This is a genomic window from Streptomyces sp. CB02923, from assembly GCF_001905005.1.
Lineage (GTDB): Bacteria > Actinomycetota > Actinomycetes > Streptomycetales > Streptomycetaceae > Streptomyces.
Genome location: NZ_LWKZ01000011.1, coordinates 24,372 through 48,038, shown reverse-complemented (window position 1 = coordinate 48,038; position 23,667 = coordinate 24,372). Strand labels below are relative to the sequence as shown.

Here is a 23,667-nt window from a genome sequence, read left to right as displayed (position 1 = left end):
TGATCCGAGAAACAGCTCCTAACCCGGCTGCGGCGCTTCGCGCGTGGCCGCGCCGAACCCAAAAGCCTCCTCCGTTCTCGACACCATGCTTTACCTTCCGGATGGTAAAGTAGATGTGTGAAAACTAGCTCAAAGCATCGGATTCTGGATGGAGCGCTAGAACTGCTCCGAGCGGAAGGAGGCGGTTCGATCACCCTGGACGCCACGGCCAGGCAGGTCGGCCTGACCAAGCCGGGGTTGATGTACCACTTTCCGACGAAGGAGGCGCTGATGCTGGCTGTCGTCGACCATGTCGCCGAGCGGTGGGAGGCTCTCCTGCGGCATCGCCTGGGCGGGCCTGCCGAGACGGCCTCGCCGTACCAGCGCATCCGCACCTACCTCGAGGTCGCCCTGACGGAACGATTCGACCGCGCCGACTTCGCGATCTTCGCCGACGCGCTGTACCGCGAGGCGCTCACCGACACCTGGAAACGGCGCCTGGCGCCGTGGCTCGCCCTGCCCGACGCTCTGCCGGAACCGGCTCGCGCCCGGCTCACCGCCGCGCGGCTGCTGGCCGACGGCTACTGGACGGCCGCCGCCACCGGCGTGTTCCCCGTCCCGGACCGTGACCGTACGCAGCTGCTCGCGGTCGCGGAAGAACTCCTGAAAGACGAGGCACCATCATGAGGAAATGGCTGCTGCTCACCGCAGCGATCCTGCTCGAAGTCACCGCCACGCTCTCCCTGCGGGCGGCCCTGGACCACCCGGCCTGGTATGCACTCTCCGCCATCGGCTACCTCGGCTCGTTCACCGGCCTCTCCCTCGTACTGCGTGCGGGAATGAGCCTCGGTGTCGCCTACGGCCTCTGGGGCGCCTGCGGCGTCACGCTGACCGCCGTCATGGCCACCCTCATCTTCGGCGATGCCCTGACGGCGTTGATGGGCGTGGGGATCGCCCTGGTCATCTCCGGTGTGCTGTGCGTGGAACTCGGCTCCCAGGCCGCCCACGCCCGCCAAGCCCTCGGGGAAGGGGCGAAGGCATGACCTGGCTGCTCCTGATCTGTTCGATCCTGTCCGAAACCGCCGCCACCCTGTCACTGCGCATGGCCTCCCGCGAGGGAGGCAGCAAGAAGTGGTTCATCGCCGTGGTCGCCGGGTTCCTGGCTGCCTTCGCCTTTCTCACCTTTGCCCTGGACGGGGGACTGGCTCTCGGCGTCGCCTATGGCATCTGGGCCGCCTCCGGTGTGGCGCTGGCCGCAATCGCCTCGCGCATCCTCTTCCATGAGCCTCTCACCAAAGTCATGGGGACGGGCATCGGCTTGATCATCGTCGGCGTCCTGTTCATCGAACTCGGCGCAGCGCACTGACCGGACGCCGACCGGTGACCAGCTCCGTTGAATGTCAGAAGTACCGCCCAGGCCGAGCGGCAGATCGACCGGTTGCCGCTGTACGGGCGAGACCCTGGCACGGGCCGGAACCCGGCTCACCCCCGCCCAGCACCACGCCGGGGAGAGCTGCAACCGTGCCGCTGACGGCGCTGACGGCATTCCGGGCAGTGGCCTCCGCAATGGCCTATTCGCTGAGCCACTTCGCCATCCACCCCTCGTTCTGTGCGGAGATGACCCGTTCGCACTGCTCGACGAAGGCATCGTCGGTGGCGGCGTCGGCTTCCTCGATGCGGCGGGCCGCCAGGCTTTCCAGTTCCGTGGCGGTACGGGAGAATTCGACCTCCTGGTAGGCGTACCGGGAGGCCGCGGCGTGCGCGGTGACCGCGGCGACCACGGTGGTGACCGTCGCGACCCACGCGGTGGCCCAGTCCGACCCGTAGGCGCCGGATGCCCCGCCCAGTACCACGGCGGTGGCGGCCAATACCAGTTCCGCCCGTCGAACCTGGGCGGACCGTCGGCTCATTTGCGCGGCCCGGGGCCGGTAGTATCCCTCAATCTGGCTGGCCACCCGCAGCTCCAGGTAGGACCCGACATCGGTGACGGCGGGCAGCGCGCGCGGGCGCGGGGTGAAGGGGAGGGTGCGGGTGACCAGGTCGGAGGTATCCGTGATGACCCGCTCGGTGCGGTCCAGGAGTACCTGGGGGTTCGCGTCCCGGTAGGGGGCGACGTGGGCGAGGTAGGTATAGATCTCGCTCTTGAGCTCCTCGCTGAGGGAGCGCAGCCTGGTCCAGTCGCGGACCTGTTGGGGGCCCGCCCTCTTGGTGGCCAGCGGCACGAGCCCTACCGTGACGGCCGCCAGGAACGCCAGGGCCTTCCCCGCCTCGTCGCTCCACGCCATGACCTGCGCGGCAGCGGTGCCGGCACATGCCCCCGTCACGCCCAGCACGAGGGCGACCGTCCTGGCCCGCTTGATCGCGCGCTTGGCCTGGTCGGCTGCCTGCGACCAGACGCTTTGGCGGTCCCATATCCGCTGCACGGTTGATTCCCCTGAAGCCCCCACGGGCGAATCTTCTCAGCACTACCGTGGTAAGGGCAGCGCGCACCGACCGATCTGTTAGGAGCGAGATGCCGGAATCACGCCGCACTGAGGGTGCGACGCTGTCCCGATCGAGCCGTCCGCCTCGTAAGGCGGCCGTGATCGAGCAAACTCCTCTACAGGGGCGCCGGTTGAGCGCCCTGGGCTGGGTCGCGCTGACCCTGGGCAGTGGGTGCCTGGGAATCCGCTACGGGAGCGCAACGGCCTGGGGAAGCTGGGGACTGCTGGCGGCCGGTGTGGCCCTGGTGGTAGCCGGGGTGTGGGCGGTACTGCGGGGACGACAGCATCTGACGCCCGTCCTGACCAGCCTCCAGGGCCTTCCCGCGGATGAGCGGGTCGTGTTGTTCCTCCGAGCGTTCTCCGACGACCCCGGGTTTTCCCGGGTGGCCGCACTGCGGTGGTTCCGCCTGCTGTTCACGTCATTACTGCCCACGCCCGCCCACTTGCGCACCGAAGAGGATCAAGTCGGCCGTGCGGTTGCGCCGTTCGGACGGATGGTCGCGCTCGGGCGCCCGTCCGACCGGCTGCCGCGGCTCGGCGCCGAGCGCAGTTACGCCTCGGACGAGACCTGGCGCACCGAGGTGCTCGCCGCGCTCGACCGCGCCGCGCTCGTCCTGCTGGTCGCCGGGGCGGGGCGGAGCCTGGCCTGGGAGGTCGATCAGGTGCTGGGACGCGACGCCCCCACCCGCCTGGTCCTCGTCGTCAGCCGCGACCGGAACCAATACGGTCAGTTCCGGGAGTCGCTGGGGGACCGCTTCCCCAACGGGCTGCCGGACTACCCGTCGGCGCGAATGCGTCACCGCCTCCTGCGGGGGCGCTACGTCCGTGCCGCGATCTGGTTCGACGGTGACTGGACGCCGCACTGGGAGATGCTGGACGGCAGGTTCCCGCTGATCGGACTCGCGCGTCGCACGCAGAGAGCGCTGCCACGCGCACTGCGGACGGTCTACCAGCGGGCCGACGTGCCGGCACGGCTCACGCCCACGACGCCGCGCCCGTGGGCGGTGAAGCTGAGCGTCCCGCTGATCGCCGCGTTCTGGCTGATCCCCCTGGCGTTGCCCGTCCTCGCCGTCATCCTCGCCGATGCCGTCAACGCCGCCCTCAGCGGCCCTTTCGGCGCTCCCGCGGGTACCGGCACGGACGCTTCCGGCGACTCGTTCGCCATCGGCCACAACAACGTCCTCGACCTCCTGTCCACGGCCTGGCCGATGTGGTTGTGGATGGCCGTGGTGGCCGCGTGCGGGTACCGGGTGTGGCGCGGCGGACCCTACGTCATCATGATGGCCCGCATCCAAGGCGTCTTCGTCCCCGTCTACTTGCTGGCATTCATACTGGCGACACTTCCCGCCTACGCCAGGCTGGCGTTCGTCACCTCGGGCCTGCTGGTGCTGGTCGTCCTGAGCATGCCCGTAGCTGCCATGCTGCTCATCCGCCGCGACGTGCGCGATTGGGTCGACTCGCGCCTGTAGCAGGAGAACCGCAAAGTCGCCCAGCCGCCCGTGGTAGGGCGCGGTACCGCAGCACCTCGCGCACCAAGGCCACCGATGCGGTCGACGTGGCCCACCAGCGGACTGCCAACGCGCGGGCATCTTCATCTGGTCCGCAAGCTGATCCGAGAGACACGCCCGAGCCGACCGGGTCGGGAGCGCAGGCCCTTCCGCCGGGGTGCCGAGCACTCCCCACCGAGCAACTCTTCGCGAGAGGCGAATAGTTACCGCTGGCAGCCCAATCCGTCGCCTCCGTACGCGAGACTGCACCTGTCGAGGGAACCCGACGGCGGGCCGGAAGGGCTGCCGTCGACTGCCCCGTGAACCGATCGGCGCTATCAGGGCTGTCCGTGGTCGCGCTCCAGCACGACGACAGGGATCCGCCTGCCTGAAGCCGCTTCGAACTCGGCGAACTTCGGGACGAGCGCCACCTCTTTCGCCCAGAGGTGCTCCCGTTCGACGCCCTCCGCGAGCCGGGCCACGGCCGGCACTCGTTCCGTACCCACCTCAACGGTGACGCGCGGATTCGCCATGAGGTTGCGGTACCAGACCGGATGGCGCGGGCTGCCGCCGTGGGTTCCGAAGACGGCCCAGCCATCACCGACCGGTTGATAGAACAACGGGCTGATCCGCTCGCGCCCCGTCCTGGCTCCGGTGTGGTGCACCAGGATGAGCGGCATACCCTGCTCGCCGAATCCGGGCACCCGGGGCGGGACGGGGCGGCCTGCGGCGAATTCCTCGTCGCTGCTCCAGGGGACGTACCCGGCGTTCGCCCGGAACTCGGCAATGATCCGGTCGTTCCAACTGCCAACAATAGAGGAGGCGTTGTCATCTGCGGGAGTTACGGATGGTTCGGACACGGTATCCCCTTCGCTATCCGGAGCACTCGCTCCGTAAAGTACCACGGCAAACCGGAGCACCTGCTCCGCATCAGCGGGTATGCTCGGACGCATGGCAATGGCTGGACCAGAGAGCACCCCCCGGCGCCGCGCTCCGCGCGCGGACGCGGTCCTCAACCGGGAATCGATCATCGAGGCCGCCTCCCGGGTGCTCGCCGAGCAGGGCACCGCGGTGGACGTGCGCGAGATCGCCCGCCGCAGCGGAGTGGGCATGGGCACCCTCTACCGGCACTTCCCGAAGAAGGAAGATCTCGTCCGGACGGTCCTGCGCAACGACTTCTCCAAGTGGGCGGAGTCCGCACGCCGGGCGGCGATCGACGCCGAGGACCCCTGGGCAGCGCTGGCCGACTTCTACCAGCAGGCCCTGACCGGCTACGCACGCCACTGCGCGATCATGGAGAACTTCGCGCTGACCTGGTCGGACCCGGACCTGGAGGGCATCCACCAACTTCGCCTCGTCATCGAGGCACTGCGCGCCCGCGCCGCGGCCCTGCTGCGCCCCGGCGTGACCACTGACGACCTGCTGCTTCTGCTGGTCTCACTGGGTCATGCCGTCCAGTTCACCGACGAGTGCCGCCCGCACATGTGGCAGAGGCTGCTGCGGATCTCGCTCGACGGCCTGCGCGCCGATCACTGCGAACCGCTGCCCGCCGACACTTCACCGGACAACGGCAGCCAACCGTCCGACAGCCACACCCTCGCCGCCACCTCTCGGACATCGCAGTCCGGGTGAGCAGGTGCCGTGCACTGATGCCGCTCACGACGAGCGCCCCGGGCTGCCGGGCATCGTCGTCGGTTCGGTGGCCGAGGCGGAGCAGTGCCGCTCGCACGCTGTCCGGGCCCACACATTGTCGTGCCGGCTACGTACTCATCAACGGCCCCAGCCACCCCTCAAGAAACGGCTGCCCCTGGCCTTCCGCTACGACAAGTCCGCCACCGTCTACCTGGCCGCACTCCACATCGCGGGCATCTTCATCTGTCCGCAAGCTGATCCGGAAGACACGATCTAGGTGACCAGAGCGTTGCCTCGCCCTGGTTCGTAGCCCCCGACGTGCCGAGCGCAGGCAGTTCGATGCTGCACTTGCCTGGCCATCGGCGGCAAAGCGTCCACCAGCATGAAGAAGGCGGCCAAGAAGACCGCAGGGAAGAAGGCCTCCAGCAGACGAGCCGGGTAGCAAGGCCGGAGCGCCCCACCTTGCAAAAGCGGCGAGGAGGGAGCTACCTGGTGTAGCGGAGGTATACCTTCCAGGCGCTCGCCTTGAAGTGGTATCGGTCGCCGGGCGTCAAGGAGAAGCCGGTCCACCGGCCCTTCCCGCACACCCTCGCGGACAGGTCGCTATCACGCAGCTGGCCATTCTTATACCAGCGAACCATGACCTGGACGCACCATCCGTCATTGGCGTTGTCCTTGACCCAGCCCCTGGCTCCGTATCCGTTGAGCTGGTTGAAGTGATAGACCGCGCTCGGCCGCTTGGCGCTCTCTGCGTTCTCGGCGACCGGTGAAGCAGCAGCAGTTCCGGCTCCCGTTGCGATCACCAGGGCGCTTGCCAACGCCATTCCCCGGACGGCCCTTTTCCACGCATTCATGAGTTGGACTCCTTCGTGCGCCGTATGCCCCAGACGGGTCACAACATCGCTCCTCCCAAGGACTTGGGAGCGTGATCGACTGTAGACGTCAAAGCAGCTCGTATGTAGAGCCGTAGACCGGCGTGCAGGATCGTCTAGGGGCGCACGGTCGGCGTGCAGAAGGAACGAACACGTGCCGCGCTGGGGCTCCGTTCCTAGGTGGCGTCAGAATTCATTGAAGTCTGCTGTTCAGCCCTGCGGTGCGCGACCCGTGGATTCTCCACGCTTCGGTGGGCGGCAGGGGCTGGCATTGGCGGCCGGCCGGCGGAGGACAGCTCGGGCTCAACTGTGCCGAGGCTGATGCCGCGTCGGAGGCGCTGGCCTCGGTTCGTGAAGCGGGACAGATCAAACGACCTCTAAGGGACTCCAGCCGGGCTCGGAGCTACAGACCGCTGATGTCAGGCTGTTGAGGGTCTGCCCGGCGGGGCGTCGTTGGGGCCTGCTGAGGGCGGCGTCGGGCTTTGCGTCAGAAGGCCAGAGGTGTCGCTCTGCTGGAGTGACGGTGCTGATCAGGCCGTAGGTCTGACCTGATCGCCGACCGGCTCGATATCACCGACGCCCGCGGAAAACCACCGACGCCGAAGCGGTCCTGGAACTCCGTGTGCTGATCAGCAACGGCGATCTCGGCACCTGATCACCAGGCTCTCTCAGCAGGATCTACGTTCTCCGCTGATGCTGTCGACGGCGTGATTGGGCGAGCTGTCATGATCCGGTGCGCCAGTGGATTTGCTTGCCACACTGTTTGAGACCGTAGCTCTTCGCGGCGATGTCGAGCCTGTCGAGTGCGGAGTTGGCGTCACGCAGCCGCCCGGTGGCGGGCCGGCGTGAACAGCTCGGGCTCGTCCTCGTCCCGCCACCCCCGCGCGACCAGCCGCTTCAGTTTCGAGCGTGTGGTCTCGATCTTTCCGACCTGCGTGGGCAGGCCGATCCTCGGTACGATCTGCTTGGTCCGCACCGGCCCCGGCGTGTCCGCGACGGCCTCCAGGATGTCCTGGTAGATCCGCGGCAGCACCTCGGCCCCGGCCCAGGGTTGCCACTTGGGTACGGCCGGCACCCCTACCACCCGGCGCTCCACACCCGCGTACGGCGACGTCGGCTCCTCATCGTCTACCGCGTCGGTCTCCGACTCCTCCACCGTCACCGAGGCATTCGCCGACATCTCGGCCATTACCTCGGCCGCCGTCTCCCGGGCGATCCGCAACCGCTCCAGAACCCCTTGGGCGTGCCTAACCGCTCTGACAGGTCGGCGAGTTCGGTCTCGATCTCCCCGACCTGATCATGGGCGGCAGTCTCCCGGGCCTCCAGCTCTTCGAACAGCGAACCCATCGGCCACCCCTCCTCCACCACGGTAGAGACGGCACGACCCGAGCACACCCCGGTAGGCCGTTCGGCAGAACGCTGTCAGGGCGTGCGCAGCTGGGCTGGGAACCCGGTCCAGCGCAGCTCGCTGGGGAGGTGGCTGACGTCGTTGTAGACGAGGACGGTTGCGGGCCGGGCCGGGGCGTAGCGGATCACGGTGAGTGCCGCGTTGCCGTGGTTGAGGCCCATCCAGCGCCAGGGCGGGGCGTCCATCGCGGCGCGGACCAGCCAGGCGATGAGGAACGCATGGGTGACGACGAGCTCGTGGCGGGGTGCATCCCCTTGGTCGACCGGTCCTTGGTCGACCGGTCCGGTGAAGTCCGCTACCGCCCGGCGGGCCAGCTCCGCACCACGCGCACGGTCTTCGGCCGACACCGGGGCCAGGCGCGGCAGCATGGCGTCGGCGATCTCCGAGGGAAGCTCATCTCGCTCCGGTATGTACGGGACGTAGTCCCCGGCCGTCTCGCACTCGCGCAGTGGCACCTGGCCCAGTTGCTCCGCGATCAGCCGGGCCGTCTGTGCCGCGCGGGGCAGCGGACCGTGGTGGACGGCCGTCAGCGGTACGCATTGCAGCCGCTTGCCCAGCAGCTCGGCTTGTCGTCGCCCGGCCTCGGTGAGTCGGCCCTCGTCGGTGGCCTCACCATGACGGGCGAGGTATAGGTATCGATCTTGCATGTCGAGGTGGACGCCTCACGGATAGCTGCCGGTTCCCTCAACCAGAAGTCAAAGGCCAACCTCGGCACTCAGCGGCTCATGTTCACTTCAGAAGAGCCGCACCCTTCGGGGAAAGCGGGCCGGGCACCCGCCGTGCCCAGCCGGCCTGCTCGGCTGTGAGCAGACAACACCGCCGACGGGGGGCGCGATCTGCTGGGCTGGTGGTCCGTCGTCCCGGCACACCGATGGAACGGGCGACGATCAGAAGGTGTCGTGGTCAGTGACCAGCCGCCGCCGGAGCTGCCGACCGAGGACGGACCCAGCATCACCGCGCACGTCACGGCCGCGGGCGCCACTGCGGATTACCTGCGTCAGCTGGCGGCGGCCACCGGCCAGTCGCCGGAGGCAGTCACCATCCAGGGGGTCGCCGGCCAACTCGTCGTCCCCGATACGGCACTGGGGGAAGAACCTGGCGTACCCGACTGGCCCGTCCTGTCCGAAGGCCCGCCGGACCTGAAGGCCCGCCGGACCTGACGGACGTGGTGCATCGGCGCCCCGAGAGCCCGCCCGATCATGCTGAACGACTGCCCTTCGCGCCGGCGTCTCCACACGTCGTCCTGCTGGGCCGCTGAGAACCCGTAGGCACGCACCTGTGCCTCCACGATCACACGATCACCCGTGAGTGGGGTGTTGATCACTTGAGGGTGCCACCGTTTGTCGACACTCACGAGCCGAACTCACGAGCCGATCGGCTACCTCGGGCAGATCGCGGCCTCGATGCGGGCGAGGTGGGCGGCGAGGATCTCTTCGAACGCGGCGCGGCGATCCGCTCCCAGGGGGCGGACGTCGCGGGCGAAGTGGGCCAGGGCGGGGAAGTGTTCGGGGTCGGCGCCGAGTACCGTGACGCGGAAATGCTCCATGCCCTGTTCGTACTCTTCCGGGGTGATGGCGCTGAATCCGGCCTCGGAGGCGATCAGTGCGGCGATGAGGACCGCGAGCCGGTGGTAGCGCGCCGGGATCTCCTCGTCGGGCAGTCCCGACGCGCGCAGGGCCTGCAGCACCTCTTCGGTGACCAGTCGTGAGCCGGCGCCGCCTGACGCGTACCGTCCCCAGACCGCGGCGAGTTGGGGCTGTCGGCCGAACGCCTCTCGCACGCGCAGGGCCAGGGCGGTGATGCGCTGCTTCCAGTCGCCCTCGGGGCGGTAGCCGTCCATGGAGGCCAGGAGGATCCGGTCGGCGACCGCACGCAGCAGTTCCGTCTTGCTGCGGAAGTGCCGGTAGAGGCTGGAGGAATCGGTCCCGAGGGTCGCGGCGAGCTTGCGCACGCTGAACGACTCCGTGTCGCCCGTGCGCAGCAACTCCACGGCCACATCGAGGATTTCCTCGGTCGACCAGCGCTTTCGGCCTGTCATTTCGCCCCTCTCGTCGGACTCAGTCTAACTTATGCACTTGGCAATGCACGCACCGCGTGCATACTGAGGACATGAGCGTGCCGAGCGACCCGGCAGCAGGCGGGCCGACGTGCCACGCATGCCCTGTCACCCGGGTCGGGCCACCGATGCGGAGCTCACCCCGGAGAACACGAAAGGACGCAGGACGTGAAGAACCCACTGGATTCCGCGGCGCTGAACGCCGCCATCGAAGACGTCCACCGCACCGGCATACCGGGCCTGTTCGCCGAGGTGCGAGACGGTGACCAGGTCTGGCGCGGCGCCGCCGGGGCCGCCAATGTCGCCACCGGCCGCCCCGTCACCGCCGACATGCGGCACCGCGTCGGCAGCATCACCAAGACCTTCACCGCCGCCGCGGTCCTGCAGCACGCCGAGAGCGGTCAGATCGGTCTCGACACACCGATCGGCCGGTACCTTCCGAAGCTGGTTCCCGGAGAACGCGGTGACGCGATCACGGTCCGCATGCTGATCAACCACACCAGCGGCCTCGCCGAGTACCTCCCGTACGCCTACCCCTCCCTCAAGGCGTTCCCCGTCGCCGCGGACACCAGGCCGCAGAGCCTGGACGACCGCCGGTATACGCGGTTCGACCCCGTTGAACTGATCGAGATGGGGGTCACCGCACCTGCCGTCGGCACCCCGGGCGGCACTCCTGGGGTGTACTCCAACACCAACTACCTGCTCCTCGCCCAACTCCTGGAAGAGGTGAGCGGCACAACGGCCGAGCTGTGCATCACCCGGAACGTCATCGAGTACGCCGGGCTCCGGGACACCGGATTCCCCGTCGGTCCGTACGTCGAAGGCCCGCACTCGCGGCTCTACGAGGCATGGTTTCGGCATGATCGACCCGCCGCGCGACTACAGCGTCTTCGACATGTCATACGCGGGACCGTCGGCCTCGCTGACATCGACGGTCACCGACCTCAATCGCTTCTTCGGCATGCTGCTGGCCGGGGAGATCGTCAGCCCGTCGTCGCTGGCGCAGATGCAACGCACTGTCCCGGTCGTCTCCCAGGAGGGAAAGACGATCGACTACGGCCTCGGCCTGTACCCGATGGAGGGTCCCGGGCAGGGCACCTTCTGGGGTCATGGCGGCACGGTCTGGGGTGGGGGAGCGCTGGCCATGACCCGTGCCGACGGCAAGCGGCAGATGGCCGTCGCCGTGAACCTGCAGAGGTGGAACAGGTTCGACTCCTCCGGCAAGCCGCAGCCCCATCCCATCGACGACGCGCTTACGGCGCTGTACCGCGTGGCGATGTACGGCTGACCGGGCCGGGCAGGCCGCGGTCCGGCCGCGGATCCGTCCGGCCCGAGGTGTCGCAGCGGCAGCTCGCCGAGCCCTGACCCCGTAGGCAGCCGGGCCAACCAGGCTGGCCCCAAGCCCTACACCTGACCAGATCAACGATCACCGCAGAATGGATGTGTCGGCATGACCGTTACCCCGATCGATCTCTTCGCCTCCTTCCTCCACCTTGATCAAGGCGGCCAGGTGCGCGCCGCACAACCCGTCTTCGACCCCGAACGGGACGGCTGGCAGCTGATGACCTTCCACGTGGAGACCGACGCCGACGTCCACGCCGATCACTGGGAAGTCCACTCCGCCGCGGACGAAGTCGTGTCCTGCCTCAGCGGCGGAATACGTCTCTGCCTCCGCCCGCAGCAGCCGGGCGAGAAGGAGGAGGAGATCAAGCTGACGGCGGGAACGGCGGTCATCGTCCCGCGCGGGCGATGGCACCGCATCGCACTGGACGCCCCCAGCGACATCATGTCCGTCACCCTTCCACGCGGCAGCCGCCTGGAGAAGCGGAGCGAAGCTTAGCCGGGCCCTCACATCCAGCCCGCACATCCGGCCCTCATCCTCAGAGACGCTCGACAGAGGCCGCCGCTCACGTCCGCGCCTACCCGTGGCTCGTCCGTGGCGCCGGGTGCGAGCGCGACCAGACATCGCACAGCGCTGCCCACGATGACCAGTAGCATTCGGGCCCCGGGGCTCACCCCAGGCCGAAGAACATGCCGGCCCGGCCGGAGGCGGCGATAGCGGTAGAAGGCCGCGATGGGCGACGCTGCGCAAGCTTGCCGCCGGCTGTCCAAAGACGACAATGTCCTTCACTTCGACGCCGTAGCCAGAGTCGCCCACCGGGGGAGGGCCGTCGCGTTGGCGAGCTCCGGACCGTGCGTACCCGGGTGGGCGGGGCCGCCCGACGGGACCGTTCGTGCGGTCGTGGGGATGGGCGGCAGCCGGACAGGGCGGTGCGCCGCAGCCCCTCGCCTGCGGCGCACCTGGAGTCCGGGCCGCCAAGGCAGCCCCGCGGGCTCAGTGGCGACCCCAGCGCTTGGTGGCGACACGCGACAGCCTCGCCGTCGACCGTCCGTACGGCGTCGTCACCGCGTGACGATGACCGTCACGACGCCGGTCAGGATCGCCAGGCCGCCCAGGCGGACAAGCAGCGGCTCGCGCAGAGCCGAGTGACGCAACGTCAGGTAGACCAGGCCAGCGAAGACCAGGGCGCCGACCAGGACCAGCAGCAGGACGATGGGCAGGGCGAGCGTGGACACGGAAGTCTCCTCTCGGGAGCGGGCAGCGTCCACCCCTTCAGCTGCGGGGTGGACACCTGACAGGACCCGGAGCATGGAGCTGTGCGGGGTCGGGGCGTTTCTGATGGCTCTTGGGCGGTGTCGCGGAGCCAGATGACGATCGCGGTGGCGGTGAGGGTGCCGTTGAAGATGGAGGCGCGGTTGATGCGGCTGGAGTACGCCGTGTCGCCGCGCAGACGGTCCGGGCGGCTGCGCGGGCGGCCGGGCCCGTGCCGCCGGATCATCAGCCCTTCCAGGTGGCGTTCGAAGAACCGGCGCCGGTTGCTGTACGAACGGTTGAGGTGGACATCGGTGAGCGGGTCGAGTCCGTTGATCAGGTCGGCGACCAGGGGATGGCGTGCCTGCCGGGCGAACGCGGTGAACTGGTCGGATTCTGCGGTGGGTTCGCCTCCGCGGGTGCCCGCCAGGGTGACGTGCCGGCGGCCCTGCTCTACGGGGGCGAGGAAGGCCATGCGCCCTGGGGTGGCCTTGCGCGGATCGGCCTGGAGGCTGCCGACCGGGAAGTTGCCTCCGCCGGCCGGCGCGCGAAACAGCCGGCTGGCGTAGACGAGTCCGGGATCGACCGTCTCCTCGTGGACAGGATCCAGGCCCAGCTCCGTGAGCCAACGCGGTGCACGGGAACCGCGGCCCGTCGCGTCGACTACCAGGTCGGCGAGACGTCTTCGGGTGACCGGCACTCGTGACAGCCGACGGCGGGGCAGGGCTGGCCTGCTCGTCCAGTTCGTCGCGCAGTGGGTGTACCTGCCCGTCTGGGCCGCAGCGTCGCTGGCGCTGTGCGTGGTGGTCGCGCTGGCCTCGGCCGGGTTGAACCCGCCCAAGAGCTGGTTCAACCCCGCCCGCGGGCTGTTGAGCTGGTCCCGGTTGAAGGCCGAATGGTCCCGTGACCCTGAAGCCTGGCGTACGTACGCGGACGACAGACTGACGAGCCGCCTGAGGAAAGCCGAGAGCAACCAAGCGCTCTACACCAGCCATCCCTCGGAAGGGAAGCAGCGGGAGGTGTCCGTCATTCTCCCCGTCAGGTTCTTCCGCGGCGTGGGAGCCGAGCACGCTGTCAGCACGGCGCAGTCCCTGGGGTGGTCGTCCGAAGTGCTGCCGACGGAGCGCGGGCAATGGCACCCGGGCGCCGTGCGGGCCTTTCGCAGCGCGGAACCCGGAGCATCGGCGGATCACGCATAGAGCAGCCGGCCGCTGTTGCTGCCCCACCGGCGGGAGGCCCAGCCCGAAGACCAGACGATGCCGACGCCGGCCATGCGCTTGAGGCAGGCGCCCTGCTCCGAACGCGGGGCCCCGGGCGCCGCAGCACCGCTGGTGCGTTCGACGTCGTAGCGGGCAGCCGGGCAGCCGGGCAGCCGGGCAGCCGGGCAGCCGGGCGGACGTCCGGGGCCGGGGCAGCTGCATTTCGGTGCACGGGCCGGTTGGGCGAGGCGGGGGGGAGAGATCGCGCCGGACGTGGGTCGGCGGGAGCGTCTTGTCGGGGCTGATGGCCTTCTCCCAACATGCCGCAACGGGCCATCAGGTCAACTGATGGCCCGTTGCCGGAAGATGTCCGGTCAGTGCTGGTTCACGTGCATGTCCCGACGGTCTGCTCGGTGGCGGCCCTGTCATGGGGTTCCGGCAGGGTGGAGGAGTCGGCGGTGCGGCGGGGCCGACGGGTCGGACCGGGGCCGAACACCCCGACGGCGAGAGCTACGACGGCGAGCGCGGCGGCACTCCACAGCAGCGGCGTGATGCTGGCCGCTTCCACGATGGTGCCGCCGAGGAAGGCGCCCAGGGCGATGGCGGCGGTGAAGACACCCACGTAGAGGCCGGTGATGTGTTCGATGCGGTGGGGTGCGGACTGGGTCATCCACAGCTGGCCGGCCACCGACAGCCCGCCGTAGGCCAATCCCCACAGGGCGATACTGACGCCGACGACGCCGGTGTTGGCACCGAAGAACGCGAGCAGCACGATCGCCGCGCTGATGCCGACCGCCAGACTCAGCACGGTGGCCCGGGCGCGCCGCGCCGCCAGGGCCCCGGCAGCGAAGTTGCCGACCAGTCCGAAGGCGCCGTACACCAGCAGGAGCAGGGCGATGGCACCAGGTGCCATGCCGGTGCGCTCTTCGAGGACCGGCCGCACATAGGTGTAGGCGGCGAAGTGCGCGGTGACGAGGAACACGATCAGTACCAGCCCGACGGTCACCGAGGCGGTGCGCAGCAGCGGCTCGCGGCGTGTGTGGGTGTCCGCGTCGACCGGGGAGGCCGGGCGGGGAAGGCGGGGCAGCGCCAGCAGTAGTCCGGCGGCGAGGAGGACCGCCGCGGCGGACAGCGAGGCGAACGCGGCACGCCAGCCGAAGGCGTTGCCGACGAAAGTGCCCAGGGGCACGCCGACCACCGAGGCCGCCGCGACCCCGCCGATCGCGAGCGAGACGGCCAGCGCCACGTTGCGGGGTGCCACGAGCCGCGTCGCGACCGCGGACGCCAGGCCCCACACGGCTCCCATGCCGACCCCGATGACGATCCGGGACACGACCAGCAGCCCGAAGCCGTTGGCCGCGGTGGTCAGCGCGTTGCCGGCGGCCAGGACCACCATCGCCACCGCCAGCACCAGGCGCCGGTCGAGCGGACCCACCATGCGCGGGACCAGCGAGGCGGTGACGGCGGTCACCAGGCCGGTGATCGACAAGCTGAACCCCGCGCTCCCCGGGGAGATGCGCAAGCCGTCAGCCATCGGCGTCAGCACGCCGACCGGCAGCATTTCCGATGTCACCACCACGAACGTACTCAACGACAGCACGGCGACCGCCACCCACTGCCACGGCGTGGTGCGAGCCGTATCGATGCCGGTGTCCTTGACCGACGTATCTGAAGCCATGAAGCCAGCCAAACAGCGCACCAGGTGACGATCAACAGCGATTTGTTCAACGATCGATGAGCTAGATTGATGGATCGGCTACCGGAAGGGATGCGATGAACCAGGTCCATGTCCAAGAGATCGAGTGCCTCCTGGCGTTGGCTGAGGAACTGCACTTCGGCCGGACGGCAGCACGGCTGGGCTATTCCCAGAGTCGTGTCAGCCAACTCATTGCCGCCCTCGAACGGCGCGTCGGCGTGCGACTCGTCGAGCGCACCAGCCGGCGCGTGGGACTGACGCGGCTCGGCACACAGTTCGTCGACGAGGTCCGTCCGGCCTACCGGTCCTTGGTGACCGTGCTCGCCCAAGCCCGGGACCGCGCCAGCCGCGGCGCTCTGTGTCAGCTGCGCATCGGCTTCAACGGCAGCATCTACGAAGAGGTCACCGAGGCCTTCCGGCGACTGCGCGCCCAGCACGGGGTCACGATGGCGCTGAGCGAGATCCCTCTGGGCTCGCCCTTCTCTGCCGTGCTCGACAGCCGGCTCGATGCCGCCGTGGTCGAACTCCCGGTCAGGGAAGCCGAACTGACCGTCGGCTTCCGCTTTCCGCCACAGGACCGCCTCCTCGCCGTCGCCTCTTCCCACCCCCTGGCCGACAGCGACCGCGTGCATGTCGAGGCACTGGCCGGCCTGGACATCCTCCACCCCACCGGAGACGCCCCCGACTACTGGATGGCCGCCCGCGTGCCACGCTCCACACCCGCAGGCGCCCCCATCCGCTCCACCAGGGGGATCGCCAGCGTCCAGGAGGGCCTGGCGCTCGTGGCCGCCGACGACCACGCCATGCTGGTCTGCCGCCCCCTGGCCGAGCGTGCCACCCGCAGCGACGTGCGCTACCTCGCGACGGACGGCCTCGACGCCCCGTCGCAGATGGGCCTGATCTGGCGTACCGACCGCGCCACCCCACAACTGGGCACGCTCGCGCAGCTCCTCGATGAGGAGGTCACCCGCGCAGAGTTCCCCAAGCCGCTTCCCGCGTGATCCGACCGAGCGAGCACCGGCCGGAGAGCTCTCTGCACAGGCCCACGTTCCGCCCTTCGGCCCAGCTCTGCCGTGAGGCGTCGCCACCTGACGAAGTGGGGCCCGCGCCTTGCGGCCGCTGACAACGGCCCGGCACGAGTCGGTCTCGTAAGCGCGGGAGACCGTGCCAGGCGGCCTATGAGACCGACCCAGGAGAAGTGTCATCATGCACACGACTTCGCCGGCTTACGGATGGGCGAGCCTCGAAGGCAGCCGGCACGAGCGGGGCCCGGCGGTGCCGGCATGAACCCGGCACCGCGGGCCGCACGGAGAACTGTCCGATCGGGGTGTTCGTCGCCGGTTGCCTCCGCCAAGGGCAGGGCGCTGGTGGACCGCGAGCTCTGCCTGCCCAGGTCCTGGACCGAGGATCCCGACCGGCGCCGTACCGCCCGGATCCCGGAGAAGAAGTCCTTCGCGACCAAGCCGGAACTTGCACGCGCCATGGTCCGGCGGGCCCTGGAATCGGCTCTGCCCATCGCCTGGGTGACCGCCGATGCGGCCTACGGGCAGGAGTGGCACTTCCGGCGGACGCTGGAGGAGGCCGGCGTCGGCTACGTCGTGGCGGTGCCCAAGTCGCAGCAGGCCGAATCGCCCGCAGGAAGCTGGCGCATCGATCACGTACTGACCGGCGCCCCGGCCGAAGCCTGGGAGCGGATCTCCTGCGGCGACGGCGCGAAGGGGCCCCGGGTTTACGACTGGGCGGCAGCCATGCTCCCAACCATCGACGGAACGGCCCCCACCCGCCACCGCTGGGGGGCACTGGCCCGCCGCAGCCTGGCGCGACCGGAGGAGATCGCCCGCTACCTCGTCTTCGCCCCGATACAAGCCACCGTTTCCGAAAAGGGGACGCAGAAACGGTTCGAGCAGCCTCGTTCCCCTCACCGTGGCAGAAGCCCGGCGGCTCCTGGACCTTGCCCGTCCCTTCGTAGTACGCGTACCCCTGGCGGACCGCCATCGAAGCGCTGCCCGCCTGACCGTCGGAGATCGACCGGGTGATCCTCCCGCGGCGCTGGCGCGTCGATGAAGGCCCGGCGCAACGTGCGGGAGTATGAGGGATTGCCGCAGGTCAGCGAGGCACACCTGACATGATCCCTGATCACGCTGATGACTCGCCGCATCACCCAGCGCCAGGGCCAGCCTCGCTGGACCGATGCACGCTCCGGCCGGCAGGCAGGCCAGCGGCATCCGTTGCCGCGGTGATGGGCGGTCAGGTGAGGCATGATCAGTGGATGAGGCGGCATCTGGGACTGGTGACCGTGGTGGTGCGCGACTACGACTCGGCCATCGCGTTCTACGTGAAGGTGCTCGGTTTTGAGCTGCGCGAGGAAACCTGGCTCGGCGAGGGGAAGCGCTGGGTGGTGGTCGCCCCGGCCGGGGCGGAGACGGCGGTGTTGCTCGCACGGGCAGTCACCGCGGAGCAGGAAGGCAGGGTCGGGAACCAGACCGGCGGCCGGGTCGGCATGTTCCTGTACACCGACGACTTCGACGGCGACTACGAACGCCTGCGTGCGGCCGGGATCAGGTTCGAAGAACCCCCTCGCCGCGAGCCCTACGGCACCGTGGCAGTCTTCCAAGACCTGTACGGGAATCGCTGGGACCTGCTCCAGCCGCAGGACAACGACGCCTCCGGCGGCATGCACGGCCAGACCTGATCACTCGCCTCCAGCCTCTGACGTGAACTCAGGTTCTCTGGAGCGCAGGTCGGAAGCCTTTGAAAGGGCGTCGAGAGCCGGCCGTGCTGACGAGCCATCAGCGCCGAGCCGCACATTCGCGAGAACTCGAATCCGTCGCCCAGCGGGTGCAATCTCCTTCCCTGCCCGGGGGCGTTACCGGGCAGGACCAGGGGACTTGCGCGGCTAACTGCCAGATGCCCCATGGTTCGTCCAACCCATTCCTCGCGTGCTGTGGCACGCACCAGAAGCAAAGGCTTGCCATGCCCACCACAAGTAGCGACCCCTCCGACGACCCGCAGGCGCACGGGACGCCGCCGACCGAGCCGGACGCGGTGCCCGCGGAACGCCCGCGCGAGCAGAGCGCCCTCGACTGGGGGAGGATCACCCTGTCCGCACTGTCCTGCACCGCTGGCGTGGCCCTTACCCTGACCGGCCACTCGGAGGCGGGTGTCGTTCTCATCGCCGCCGGATCCGTGGGAGGGGGCGTCCAGGTGCACATCAACGTACGGAAGTAGTGCACGCGGCACAGGGCCCGCGCTCCTGAAACGCCCCTTCGGCGTCGGTGCCGTGGCCCTCTCCACGACACCGACGTCCCCGTTCATGAGCACCTCCTGCACCACTCCAGGGCAAGGCGCGCAACCCCCCGTGTGCGCTCTAAGGTCGAGGCGTGCAGGAGTACGACGACGCGACGGCGACCTGGGGCGACGGGCCCCAGGTCGAGGTGACGCTGCCGTACGGGCAGACCGTACGGGCGGTCATCGTCCGGCGCCGCCGCGACCGCTCCCGGGTGTGGTGGTACGACTGCGAGCTGACGTTGCCCGGACGGGTGGACACTGCGCACAGCCCGAAGGCCGCGACTGTCGACACCGTCGCCGAGGGCGAGCAGCGCATCTGTAGCACCTGCGGCACGTGTCCGTTCCTACCAGTACCGCTGCCATCCGTCCGAGTCCTCGATGTTCGAGCGGTGCATCGGGTTCGCCTGGTGTCCGGGCTGTCGGATCTACTGCGGATCGATGGTGCACATTCCCCGAGAGCAAGTCCTCGTGGATGCTCTGGGACCGCTGCCCCGTGAACGACGCGAGCACCTCCAGCGAAGCGAAACCGCGTTGGTCGGGTACCTGGACAGCCGGGCCCGGGCCGGCAGCGTGCTGCCTGGACAGTGAACCGAGCAGAGAACAGCTGTTTTGGCGTCACCGATCTGGTTCATATCCTCGGGCAGCACCAGGTGCAGCTCGTCGCCCTCAATGACGGCGACGCCCTGAGAGCCATGCGCGATCTTCCGCAGCACTTCGATCGGGTTTAGGGGGCAGGTGTCTTCGTGCAGCCGGTCGTTGGCGAGCCGGAACCAGGGCATCGGCCGCGGCAAGGCATACGGTTGCGGACTCCTCGGCATCGCTCCCGCCCGAAGCGACGCATGAGGAACCGGATGTCGTCTGGTGTGGCGATGAGACGGCACCGTGGGAGGTGCTTCCTCGCTGGGGCGTCGAGGCAGGCGTCATAGTCGGCAGCCGCACGGTGAATGTCTTCCCCGCCGCGACGGCCGGGCGTCGGCCGTGCCTGGTAGCGGACCGGCACCCGACACCATCTCGTCCTGCCTTCCTCGCCAACCGCACGGCACAGGCTCGCTACCGGTGCTGGGCTGACCAGCCGTCTCTGGGCGCTCCCGTACGATGATCCGGAAAGTGATCGACGGGGTGGGGATCCACGCATGGGTGACATCAGCATCAACAGCCATGCTGTTCGGGCGACAGGCGGCGATGTGAGCGCGCTCTCCCGGGAGGCAGCCCGCAAGCTGAACAACTCCCTGGAGGTGAGCCAGACGACGGGTGTAGCGGATTCCGTCTGGGGCTGGGAGTGTGCCGAGCGCCTCTACTCTTGCGCGCTGACGTGGGAGGAGCACATGGCGGATTTGGCGAAGAGGATGGGGGAGCTGGGCGAGCGGCTGCAGGAAAGCGCCGGCAGCTACGACGCACAGGATCAGGAAGCGGCTTCGCGGCTGCGGCACGGCCTGAACGACCTGGGAAAGGCGTGAGTGGCCGGTGGTGAATTACGAGGCTGTGATCAACGCCCGGCCCGAGAAGTGGCACAAGGCCGCCGAAGAGTGGGTGACGCTGGCCAAGCACGCTTTGCGTGCCGCCCAGGACATCCGGGACAACGGCACCACGCCGCTGGCCGACAACTGGACCGACGAGGTGGGCCAGAAGGCCGCGAAGGATCTCGAGAAGCTGGCCGACCAGCTGGAATCGGCCTACGACATCCTGCTCGGCGGCAAGATGCTCTGCGAGGCCGTGGCCGAGAGCATGGAGACCGCGCTGAGCTCGGCGCGCGAGATCAACGAAGTCGCCCAGCGCTACAGCTTGCGTATCGGCGCGGACGGCCTGCCCGAGGGCGCGCCGATGCCCGGTGAGGACCCCGACAAGCTGCACGCGCGTGAGCGCATCGTGGCGCTGCGCGATCATGTGCTGCAGCAGGTCAGCGAGGCCGACAACACGGCCGCAGCGAAGTTTTCCCTGCTGACGGACAAGGTGAACGTCGCCGACCCCGGCGAAGCACTCAAGGTGCAGAACAAGGCGTCCCAGGCGGAGATGGAAATTCTCGGCGCCGAGATTCCCCGTGATGCCGGGCCGATGACCCAGCGCATGTGGTGGAACGGCCTGAGCGAGAAGCAGCGGCACGATCTGATGCTGGCCGACCCGGTCGCCCTGTCGAAACTCGATGGCCTGCCGGAAGGCGTGAAGCGGGAGATGCGCGGCACGGACGGCAAGTTCGACCGGGTCAAGATGGTCGAGTACGCGCTGGAGAACTGGGATCAGAAGGACGACGTCGACTTCGGTAACAACTGCACCAACTTCGTCTCCGAATCCCTGGCCCAGGCGGGGATGAAGGAAAAGGAGTCCATCTGGGGCACCCGGGCCGACGACACATGGATGAAGGGCAACCCGACCGAGATCGACCTGCCCGGCTTCCGCGATGTCGACCGGTCTTTGGGCTTCTCCAAGACGTGGGCGGGTGCGGAGAACCAGCAGAATTTCATGCTCGATCACGGCGGCGAGGAAGTCCCGCGCGATCAGGTCCGTCCCGGCGACATCATCTACTACGAGCAGGCCGGCGACAACGACGAGATCGGCAAGGGCAACACCCACCACGCCGCTGTCGTCACCGGCGTCATGCCGGACGGAGAGATCAAGTACACCCAGCACAGCGATCCGTATCGCAACGTCAGCCTCGACGGACGCCTGCCCAACACGGAAAAGGCCGAAGGCAAGCAGAACGTACGGATCGTCCGACCCCACCCGGACTGGTACTGATGAGCGATCCGCTGAGCGATCCGATACCTCGCACGACGCCGGCTCCCGGCGGCGCCGTCACCGGCCCAGCACGCACTGCCTTGTGGGTACCGGTCCTGGTCGCCCTCGGCATCGCAGGCATCATCGCCCACGACGCGGCCGAGAAGGCTCATCTGAAGGCCGAATGGGCACATTGCGGGGACCTGCCGCTAACCTGGCAGATGTACGTCTCCGCCTACGGGGCACTGGCCTGCGGCCTGGGAGCCGTCGCCCTCCTGGTCCTGCTGGCGCTGCGAGGGGAACGGCACGGCAGCGCACCACTGAGAGGCTGGCGTGGCGGCGTCGCACTGGCCTCCGCTCTCCTGGGGCTTCTGCCACTGCTCGCCGAGGCCATCATCGTGTGGCACCTCTACCAGCCAGCCCCTGGCGGCACCATCAGCTGTGTGTGACTCACCGCCGTACGGCGCTCTGGTGACCTCCCACTCTGCCCACGGACGGGTGAACCAGCCGCCGCATGTCACGGCCACGGGCGCTACCGCGGACAACCGCGTCAGCTGGCAGCGGTCCCCGGCCAGCCCCCGGAAGCTCTCACCGTCCAGTGGGCCGCCGGCCAGGTCCTCGTCCCCGACACGGCACTCGGAGACGACCCAGCAGAGGCGGTGGCGGCGGACAGCGGTACAGCGACCGCCGCGGCCCCGGCGGCGATTCCGACATCGAACTGATGGCCGTCGCAGAATATCGGAAAACTACTGACGGGCCCGGCGATTTATCCACACGACGATGGCTGCCCACAAGACGGTTACACCGACGATGAGTAAGGCAGCCGTTGCCGTTCCCTGATACACGCTCCAGGCCTTGTGCTGCAGATCGGTGCCTATGGCTTCGCCAGGCGTGTTGTTATCGCCGTCGTGATGGCCGCTTTGCATGTGGGTAGAGGCGAACACCCAGCACACACCGCGTACAAGGGAGGTGAAGAGCAGTAAAGCCAAGCCTGTTGTGAACACGGGCCACAGGCGCTTGGGGTGGTCTGTCAATGCATGTTCCTTTCAACACCACGTGATGCGGTGAGAGTTCGATGAGCCGTCCGACCAGGGCGCCAGCACACATGAGGACCGTACCCGTCAGGATCAGCACACCAGGCGTTGGGTAAGTCTCCTGCACAGAGCCGATGAGTGCGGCATTGCCCGCTAGGGCGCGTATCGGGTTGTGATCAATTTGCGGGATGTGCCTTCGCGGCACGGTCCGCTCCGATAGGCCGTCTTGTGTGACACGAGCGCAACTGGCTTACTCGGATTGGGAGTTCATCGAGTCGTACCTGCCGATCGGCGAGTACGGCCCGTACCCTGAGCGGCTGCGGCGGTAGTTCGAGGGTGTGGTCTGGCGGTTCAGGACGGGTGGACAGTGGCGGGAGATGCCGATTGAGTTCGGCGTCTGGGCGACCGTTCACAACCGCTTCCGGCAGTGGCGGGACGCCGGGGTCTTCGGGGCCCTGCTGGAGGGCCTGATCGCGGAGGCCGCGAGACGGGGCGAGGTGGACCTGTCCCTGGTCAGCATCGACTCCACCACCGCGCGCGCCCACCACGACGCGGCCGGGATGCACCTCGACGAAGACGTCCTGGCCGCCTTGGAGAAGGCTGCCGCCGAGACGGAGAAGGCCAGCTCAAAGGGGGTGGCCGTGAAGAGGGAGCCGGGCAGGGCGCCGATTCCGGGCGCGAGGAGCGGCGGTGCGTCCGGCGCCGGCGAAGGCTCCGGCTGAAAGCCGCTCTCCTGGGACGCTCCAGGGGCGGGCAGACCAGCAAGGTCCATCTCGCCGCCGACCGCAGGTGCCGGCCGCTGGCGTTCGTGCTGACCGTGGGCCAGGCGGCGGACGGCCCGCAGTTCATCCCGGTTCTGGAAAAGGTGCGGGTCCGCGGCCCCGCCGGCCGCCCCCGCATCCGGCCGGACGCCGTCGCCGGGGGCAAGGCGTATTCCTTCCGTGGTAACCGGTTCCACCTGCGCAGACGCGGCATAAGGGCAGTGATCCCGGAGAAGAAGGACCAGGCCGCCCACCGGAAGAAGAGGGGCTCCAGGGGCGGCCGGCCCGTCAGCCACGACGCCGGCCTGTCCAAGGAGAGGAACACCGTCGAGCGCCTGATCAACAAGCTCAAGGCCTGGCGAGGCATCGCCACCAGATACGACAAGACCCCGGACAGCTACCTCGCCGGCCTTCACCTGCGCGCCTCAATGATCTGGATCAGAGACCTCATCCGGACCACCGATTGA

General features: G+C 68.7%; 27 protein-coding genes and 4 pseudogenes. 21 read left to right on the top strand and 10 right to left on the bottom strand.

Annotated elements, in window-relative coordinates:
* Nucleotides 1–117: 117 nt before the first annotated feature.
* From A6A06_RS43895 to A6A06_RS11665, 4 genes and pseudogenes are all read left to right on the top strand, one after another.
* Nucleotides 118–270 (top strand): annotated as a pseudogene (locus A6A06_RS43895) (TetR/AcrR family transcriptional regulator); the annotation flags it as partial.
* On the top strand, nucleotides 271–666 hold the full coding sequence (locus A6A06_RS11675) for a TetR/AcrR family transcriptional regulator (RefSeq protein ID WP_242440694.1): 396 nt from the start codon (nucleotides 271–273) through the stop codon (nucleotides 664–666).
* The gene (locus A6A06_RS11670) at nucleotides 663–1,022 is read left to right on the top strand and encodes a DMT family transporter (RefSeq protein WP_073761155.1); all 360 of its coding nucleotides are present in this window, start codon (nucleotides 663–665) and stop codon (nucleotides 1,020–1,022) included. Before A6A06_RS11675 ends, A6A06_RS11670 begins: the two co-directional genes overlap by 4 nt.
* Nucleotides 1,019–1,345: a DMT family transporter gene (locus A6A06_RS11665; protein ID WP_073761154.1), complete on the top strand. Its 327-nt coding sequence runs from the start codon at nucleotides 1,019–1,021 to the stop codon at nucleotides 1,343–1,345. Before A6A06_RS11670 ends, A6A06_RS11665 begins: the two co-directional genes overlap by 4 nt.
* A 205-nt stretch (nucleotides 1,346–1,550) precedes the next feature.
* On the opposite strand, the gene A6A06_RS11660 is transcribed toward A6A06_RS11665, so the two are convergent.
* Nucleotides 1,551–2,402 carry a DUF4231 domain-containing protein gene (locus A6A06_RS11660; protein ID WP_199930834.1) on the bottom strand — a complete coding sequence of 284 codons (852 nt, stop codon included), beginning with the start codon at nucleotides 2,400–2,402 and terminating at the stop codon, nucleotides 1,551–1,553.
* A 191-nt stretch (nucleotides 2,403–2,593) separates the two neighbouring features.
* On the opposite strand from A6A06_RS11660, the gene A6A06_RS11655 reads away from it, so the two are divergent.
* Entirely contained in the window at nucleotides 2,594–3,931 is a 1,338-nt protein-coding gene (locus A6A06_RS11655) for a hypothetical protein (protein WP_199930833.1), read from the top strand.
* 356 nt (nucleotides 3,932–4,287) lie between these two features.
* Here A6A06_RS11655 and A6A06_RS11650 read toward each other — a convergent pair whose 3' ends face one another.
* Nucleotides 4,288–4,809, bottom strand: coding sequence for a nitroreductase/quinone reductase family protein (locus A6A06_RS11650; RefSeq protein ID WP_242440693.1), 522 nt, complete (start codon nucleotides 4,807–4,809; stop codon nucleotides 4,288–4,290).
* 91 nt (nucleotides 4,810–4,900) lie between these two features.
* Here A6A06_RS11650 and A6A06_RS11645 point away from each other — a divergent pair, with 91 nt between their 5' ends.
* Both A6A06_RS11645 and A6A06_RS11640 read left to right on the top strand, forming a co-directional pair.
* On the top strand, nucleotides 4,901–5,581 hold the full coding sequence (locus tag A6A06_RS11645) for a TetR/AcrR family transcriptional regulator (protein WP_073761160.1): 681 nt from the start codon (nucleotides 4,901–4,903) through the stop codon (nucleotides 5,579–5,581).
* Nucleotides 5,582–5,585: 4 nt separating this feature from the next.
* The gene (locus tag A6A06_RS11640; RefSeq protein WP_073761151.1) at nucleotides 5,586–5,858 is read left to right on the top strand and encodes a hypothetical protein; all 273 of its coding nucleotides are present in this window, start codon (nucleotides 5,586–5,588) and stop codon (nucleotides 5,856–5,858) included.
* 208 nt (nucleotides 5,859–6,066) lie between these two features.
* Here A6A06_RS11640 and A6A06_RS11635 read toward each other — a convergent pair whose 3' ends face one another.
* The 3 genes from A6A06_RS11635 to A6A06_RS11625 all read right to left on the bottom strand — a co-directional run bounded on the left by A6A06_RS11635 (nucleotide 6,067) and on the right by A6A06_RS11625 (nucleotide 8,508).
* A complete protein-coding gene (locus tag A6A06_RS11635) occupies nucleotides 6,067–6,435 on the bottom strand; it encodes a hypothetical protein (RefSeq protein ID WP_073761150.1) in 369 nt (122 codons plus the stop codon).
* Between the two features lie 835 nt (nucleotides 6,436–7,270).
* Nucleotides 7,271–7,675, bottom strand: a complete 405-nt coding sequence (locus A6A06_RS11630) for a hypothetical protein (protein ID WP_242440692.1) — start codon at nucleotides 7,673–7,675, stop codon at nucleotides 7,271–7,273.
* A gap of 200 nt (nucleotides 7,676–7,875) precedes the next feature.
* Nucleotides 7,876–8,508 carry a histidine phosphatase family protein gene (locus A6A06_RS11625; RefSeq protein WP_073761148.1) on the bottom strand — a complete coding sequence of 211 codons (633 nt, stop codon included), beginning with the start codon at nucleotides 8,506–8,508 and terminating at the stop codon, nucleotides 7,876–7,878.
* A gap of 252 nt (nucleotides 8,509–8,760) precedes the next feature.
* On the opposite strand from A6A06_RS11625, the gene A6A06_RS41610 reads away from it, so the two are divergent.
* Nucleotides 8,761–9,021 (top strand): hypothetical protein, encoded by a 261-nt coding sequence (locus tag A6A06_RS41610; RefSeq protein WP_199930832.1) that lies wholly within the window; start codon nucleotides 8,761–8,763, stop codon nucleotides 9,019–9,021.
* A gap of 218 nt (nucleotides 9,022–9,239) precedes the next feature.
* On the opposite strand, the gene A6A06_RS11615 is transcribed toward A6A06_RS41610, so the two are convergent.
* On the bottom strand, nucleotides 9,240–9,899 hold the full coding sequence (locus tag A6A06_RS11615) for a TetR/AcrR family transcriptional regulator (RefSeq protein ID WP_073761146.1): 660 nt from the start codon (nucleotides 9,897–9,899) through the stop codon (nucleotides 9,240–9,242).
* Nucleotides 9,900–10,085: 186 nt separating this feature from the next.
* Between A6A06_RS11615 and A6A06_RS11610 the strand changes: the two are divergent.
* Both A6A06_RS11610 and A6A06_RS11605 read left to right on the top strand, forming a co-directional pair.
* A pseudogene (locus tag A6A06_RS11610) lies at nucleotides 10,086–11,205 on the top strand (serine hydrolase domain-containing protein).
* 162 nt (nucleotides 11,206–11,367) lie between these two features.
* Nucleotides 11,368–11,757, top strand: coding sequence for a cupin domain-containing protein (locus A6A06_RS11605; protein ID WP_073761145.1), 390 nt, complete (start codon nucleotides 11,368–11,370; stop codon nucleotides 11,755–11,757).
* Between the two features lie 563 nt (nucleotides 11,758–12,320).
* On the opposite strand, the gene A6A06_RS41605 is transcribed toward A6A06_RS11605, so the two are convergent.
* Nucleotides 12,321–12,494 carry a hypothetical protein gene (locus tag A6A06_RS41605; protein WP_199930831.1) on the bottom strand — a complete coding sequence of 58 codons (174 nt, stop codon included), beginning with the start codon at nucleotides 12,492–12,494 and terminating at the stop codon, nucleotides 12,321–12,323.
* Nucleotides 12,495–12,769: 275 nt separating this feature from the next.
* On the opposite strand from A6A06_RS41605, the gene A6A06_RS41600 reads away from it, so the two are divergent.
* Nucleotides 12,770–13,216 (top strand): hypothetical protein, encoded by a 447-nt coding sequence (locus A6A06_RS41600; protein ID WP_199930830.1) that lies wholly within the window; start codon nucleotides 12,770–12,772, stop codon nucleotides 13,214–13,216.
* Nucleotides 13,200–13,709, top strand: coding sequence for a hypothetical protein (locus A6A06_RS11595; protein ID WP_073761144.1), 510 nt, complete (start codon nucleotides 13,200–13,202; stop codon nucleotides 13,707–13,709). The genes A6A06_RS41600 and A6A06_RS11595 overlap by 17 nt, the downstream gene beginning before the upstream one ends.
* A gap of 385 nt (nucleotides 13,710–14,094) precedes the next feature.
* Here the strand turns inward: A6A06_RS11595 and A6A06_RS11590 are convergent, their stop codons facing one another.
* Entirely contained in the window at nucleotides 14,095–15,387 is a 1,293-nt protein-coding gene (locus A6A06_RS11590) for an MFS transporter (RefSeq protein WP_079193960.1), read from the bottom strand.
* 95 nt (nucleotides 15,388–15,482) lie between these two features.
* Here A6A06_RS11590 and A6A06_RS11585 point away from each other — a divergent pair, with 95 nt between their 5' ends.
* The 4 genes and pseudogenes from A6A06_RS11585 (at nucleotide 15,483) to A6A06_RS11570 (ending at nucleotide 18,633) form a co-directional block, all read left to right on the top strand.
* Nucleotides 15,483–16,406, top strand: a complete 924-nt coding sequence (locus tag A6A06_RS11585; RefSeq protein ID WP_073761143.1) for a LysR family transcriptional regulator — start codon at nucleotides 15,483–15,485, stop codon at nucleotides 16,404–16,406.
* A gap of 254 nt (nucleotides 16,407–16,660) precedes the next feature.
* Nucleotides 16,661–17,374: pseudogene (locus A6A06_RS11580) on the top strand (IS701 family transposase); the annotation flags it as partial.
* A 300-nt stretch (nucleotides 17,375–17,674) separates the two neighbouring features.
* Nucleotides 17,675–18,097 (top strand): VOC family protein, encoded by a 423-nt coding sequence (locus A6A06_RS11575; RefSeq protein WP_073761141.1) that lies wholly within the window; start codon nucleotides 17,675–17,677, stop codon nucleotides 18,095–18,097.
* 281 nt (nucleotides 18,098–18,378) lie between these two features.
* Complete coding sequence (locus A6A06_RS11570; protein WP_073761140.1) at nucleotides 18,379–18,633, top strand: hypothetical protein; 255 nt, start codon at nucleotides 18,379–18,381, stop codon at nucleotides 18,631–18,633.
* Between the two features lie 139 nt (nucleotides 18,634–18,772).
* On the opposite strand, the gene A6A06_RS41595 is transcribed toward A6A06_RS11570, so the two are convergent.
* A complete protein-coding gene (locus A6A06_RS41595; RefSeq protein ID WP_206780363.1) occupies nucleotides 18,773–19,009 on the bottom strand; it encodes a hypothetical protein in 237 nt (78 codons plus the stop codon).
* Between the two features lie 419 nt (nucleotides 19,010–19,428).
* Between A6A06_RS41595 and A6A06_RS43715 the strand changes: the two genes are divergently transcribed.
* The 4 genes from A6A06_RS43715 to A6A06_RS11550 all read left to right on the top strand — a co-directional run bounded on the left by A6A06_RS43715 (nucleotide 19,429) and on the right by A6A06_RS11550 (nucleotide 21,854).
* Nucleotides 19,429–19,536 carry a type I-E CRISPR-associated protein Cas6/Cse3/CasE gene (locus tag A6A06_RS43715; RefSeq protein ID WP_338015887.1) on the top strand — a complete coding sequence of 36 codons (108 nt, stop codon included), beginning with the start codon at nucleotides 19,429–19,431 and terminating at the stop codon, nucleotides 19,534–19,536.
* Between the two features lie 290 nt (nucleotides 19,537–19,826).
* The gene (locus A6A06_RS11560) at nucleotides 19,827–20,150 is read left to right on the top strand and encodes a type VII secretion target (protein ID WP_073761138.1); all 324 of its coding nucleotides are present in this window, start codon (nucleotides 19,827–19,829) and stop codon (nucleotides 20,148–20,150) included.
* Nucleotides 20,151–20,157: 7 nt separating this feature from the next.
* Nucleotides 20,158–21,426 (top strand): amidase domain-containing protein, encoded by a 1,269-nt coding sequence (locus A6A06_RS11555; RefSeq protein WP_073761137.1) that lies wholly within the window; start codon nucleotides 20,158–20,160, stop codon nucleotides 21,424–21,426.
* Entirely contained in the window at nucleotides 21,426–21,854 is a 429-nt protein-coding gene (locus tag A6A06_RS11550; RefSeq protein WP_073761136.1) for a hypothetical protein, read from the top strand. Before A6A06_RS11555 ends, A6A06_RS11550 begins: the two co-directional genes overlap by 1 nt.
* Nucleotides 21,855–22,151: 297 nt before the next feature.
* Here the strand turns inward: A6A06_RS11550 and A6A06_RS41585 are convergent, their stop codons facing one another.
* Nucleotides 22,152–22,439 carry a hypothetical protein gene (locus tag A6A06_RS41585; RefSeq protein ID WP_199930828.1) on the bottom strand — a complete coding sequence of 96 codons (288 nt, stop codon included), beginning with the start codon at nucleotides 22,437–22,439 and terminating at the stop codon, nucleotides 22,152–22,154.
* 230 nt (nucleotides 22,440–22,669) lie between these two features.
* Between A6A06_RS41585 and A6A06_RS40815 the strand changes: the two are divergent.
* A pseudogene (locus A6A06_RS40815) lies at nucleotides 22,670–23,667 on the top strand (IS5 family transposase).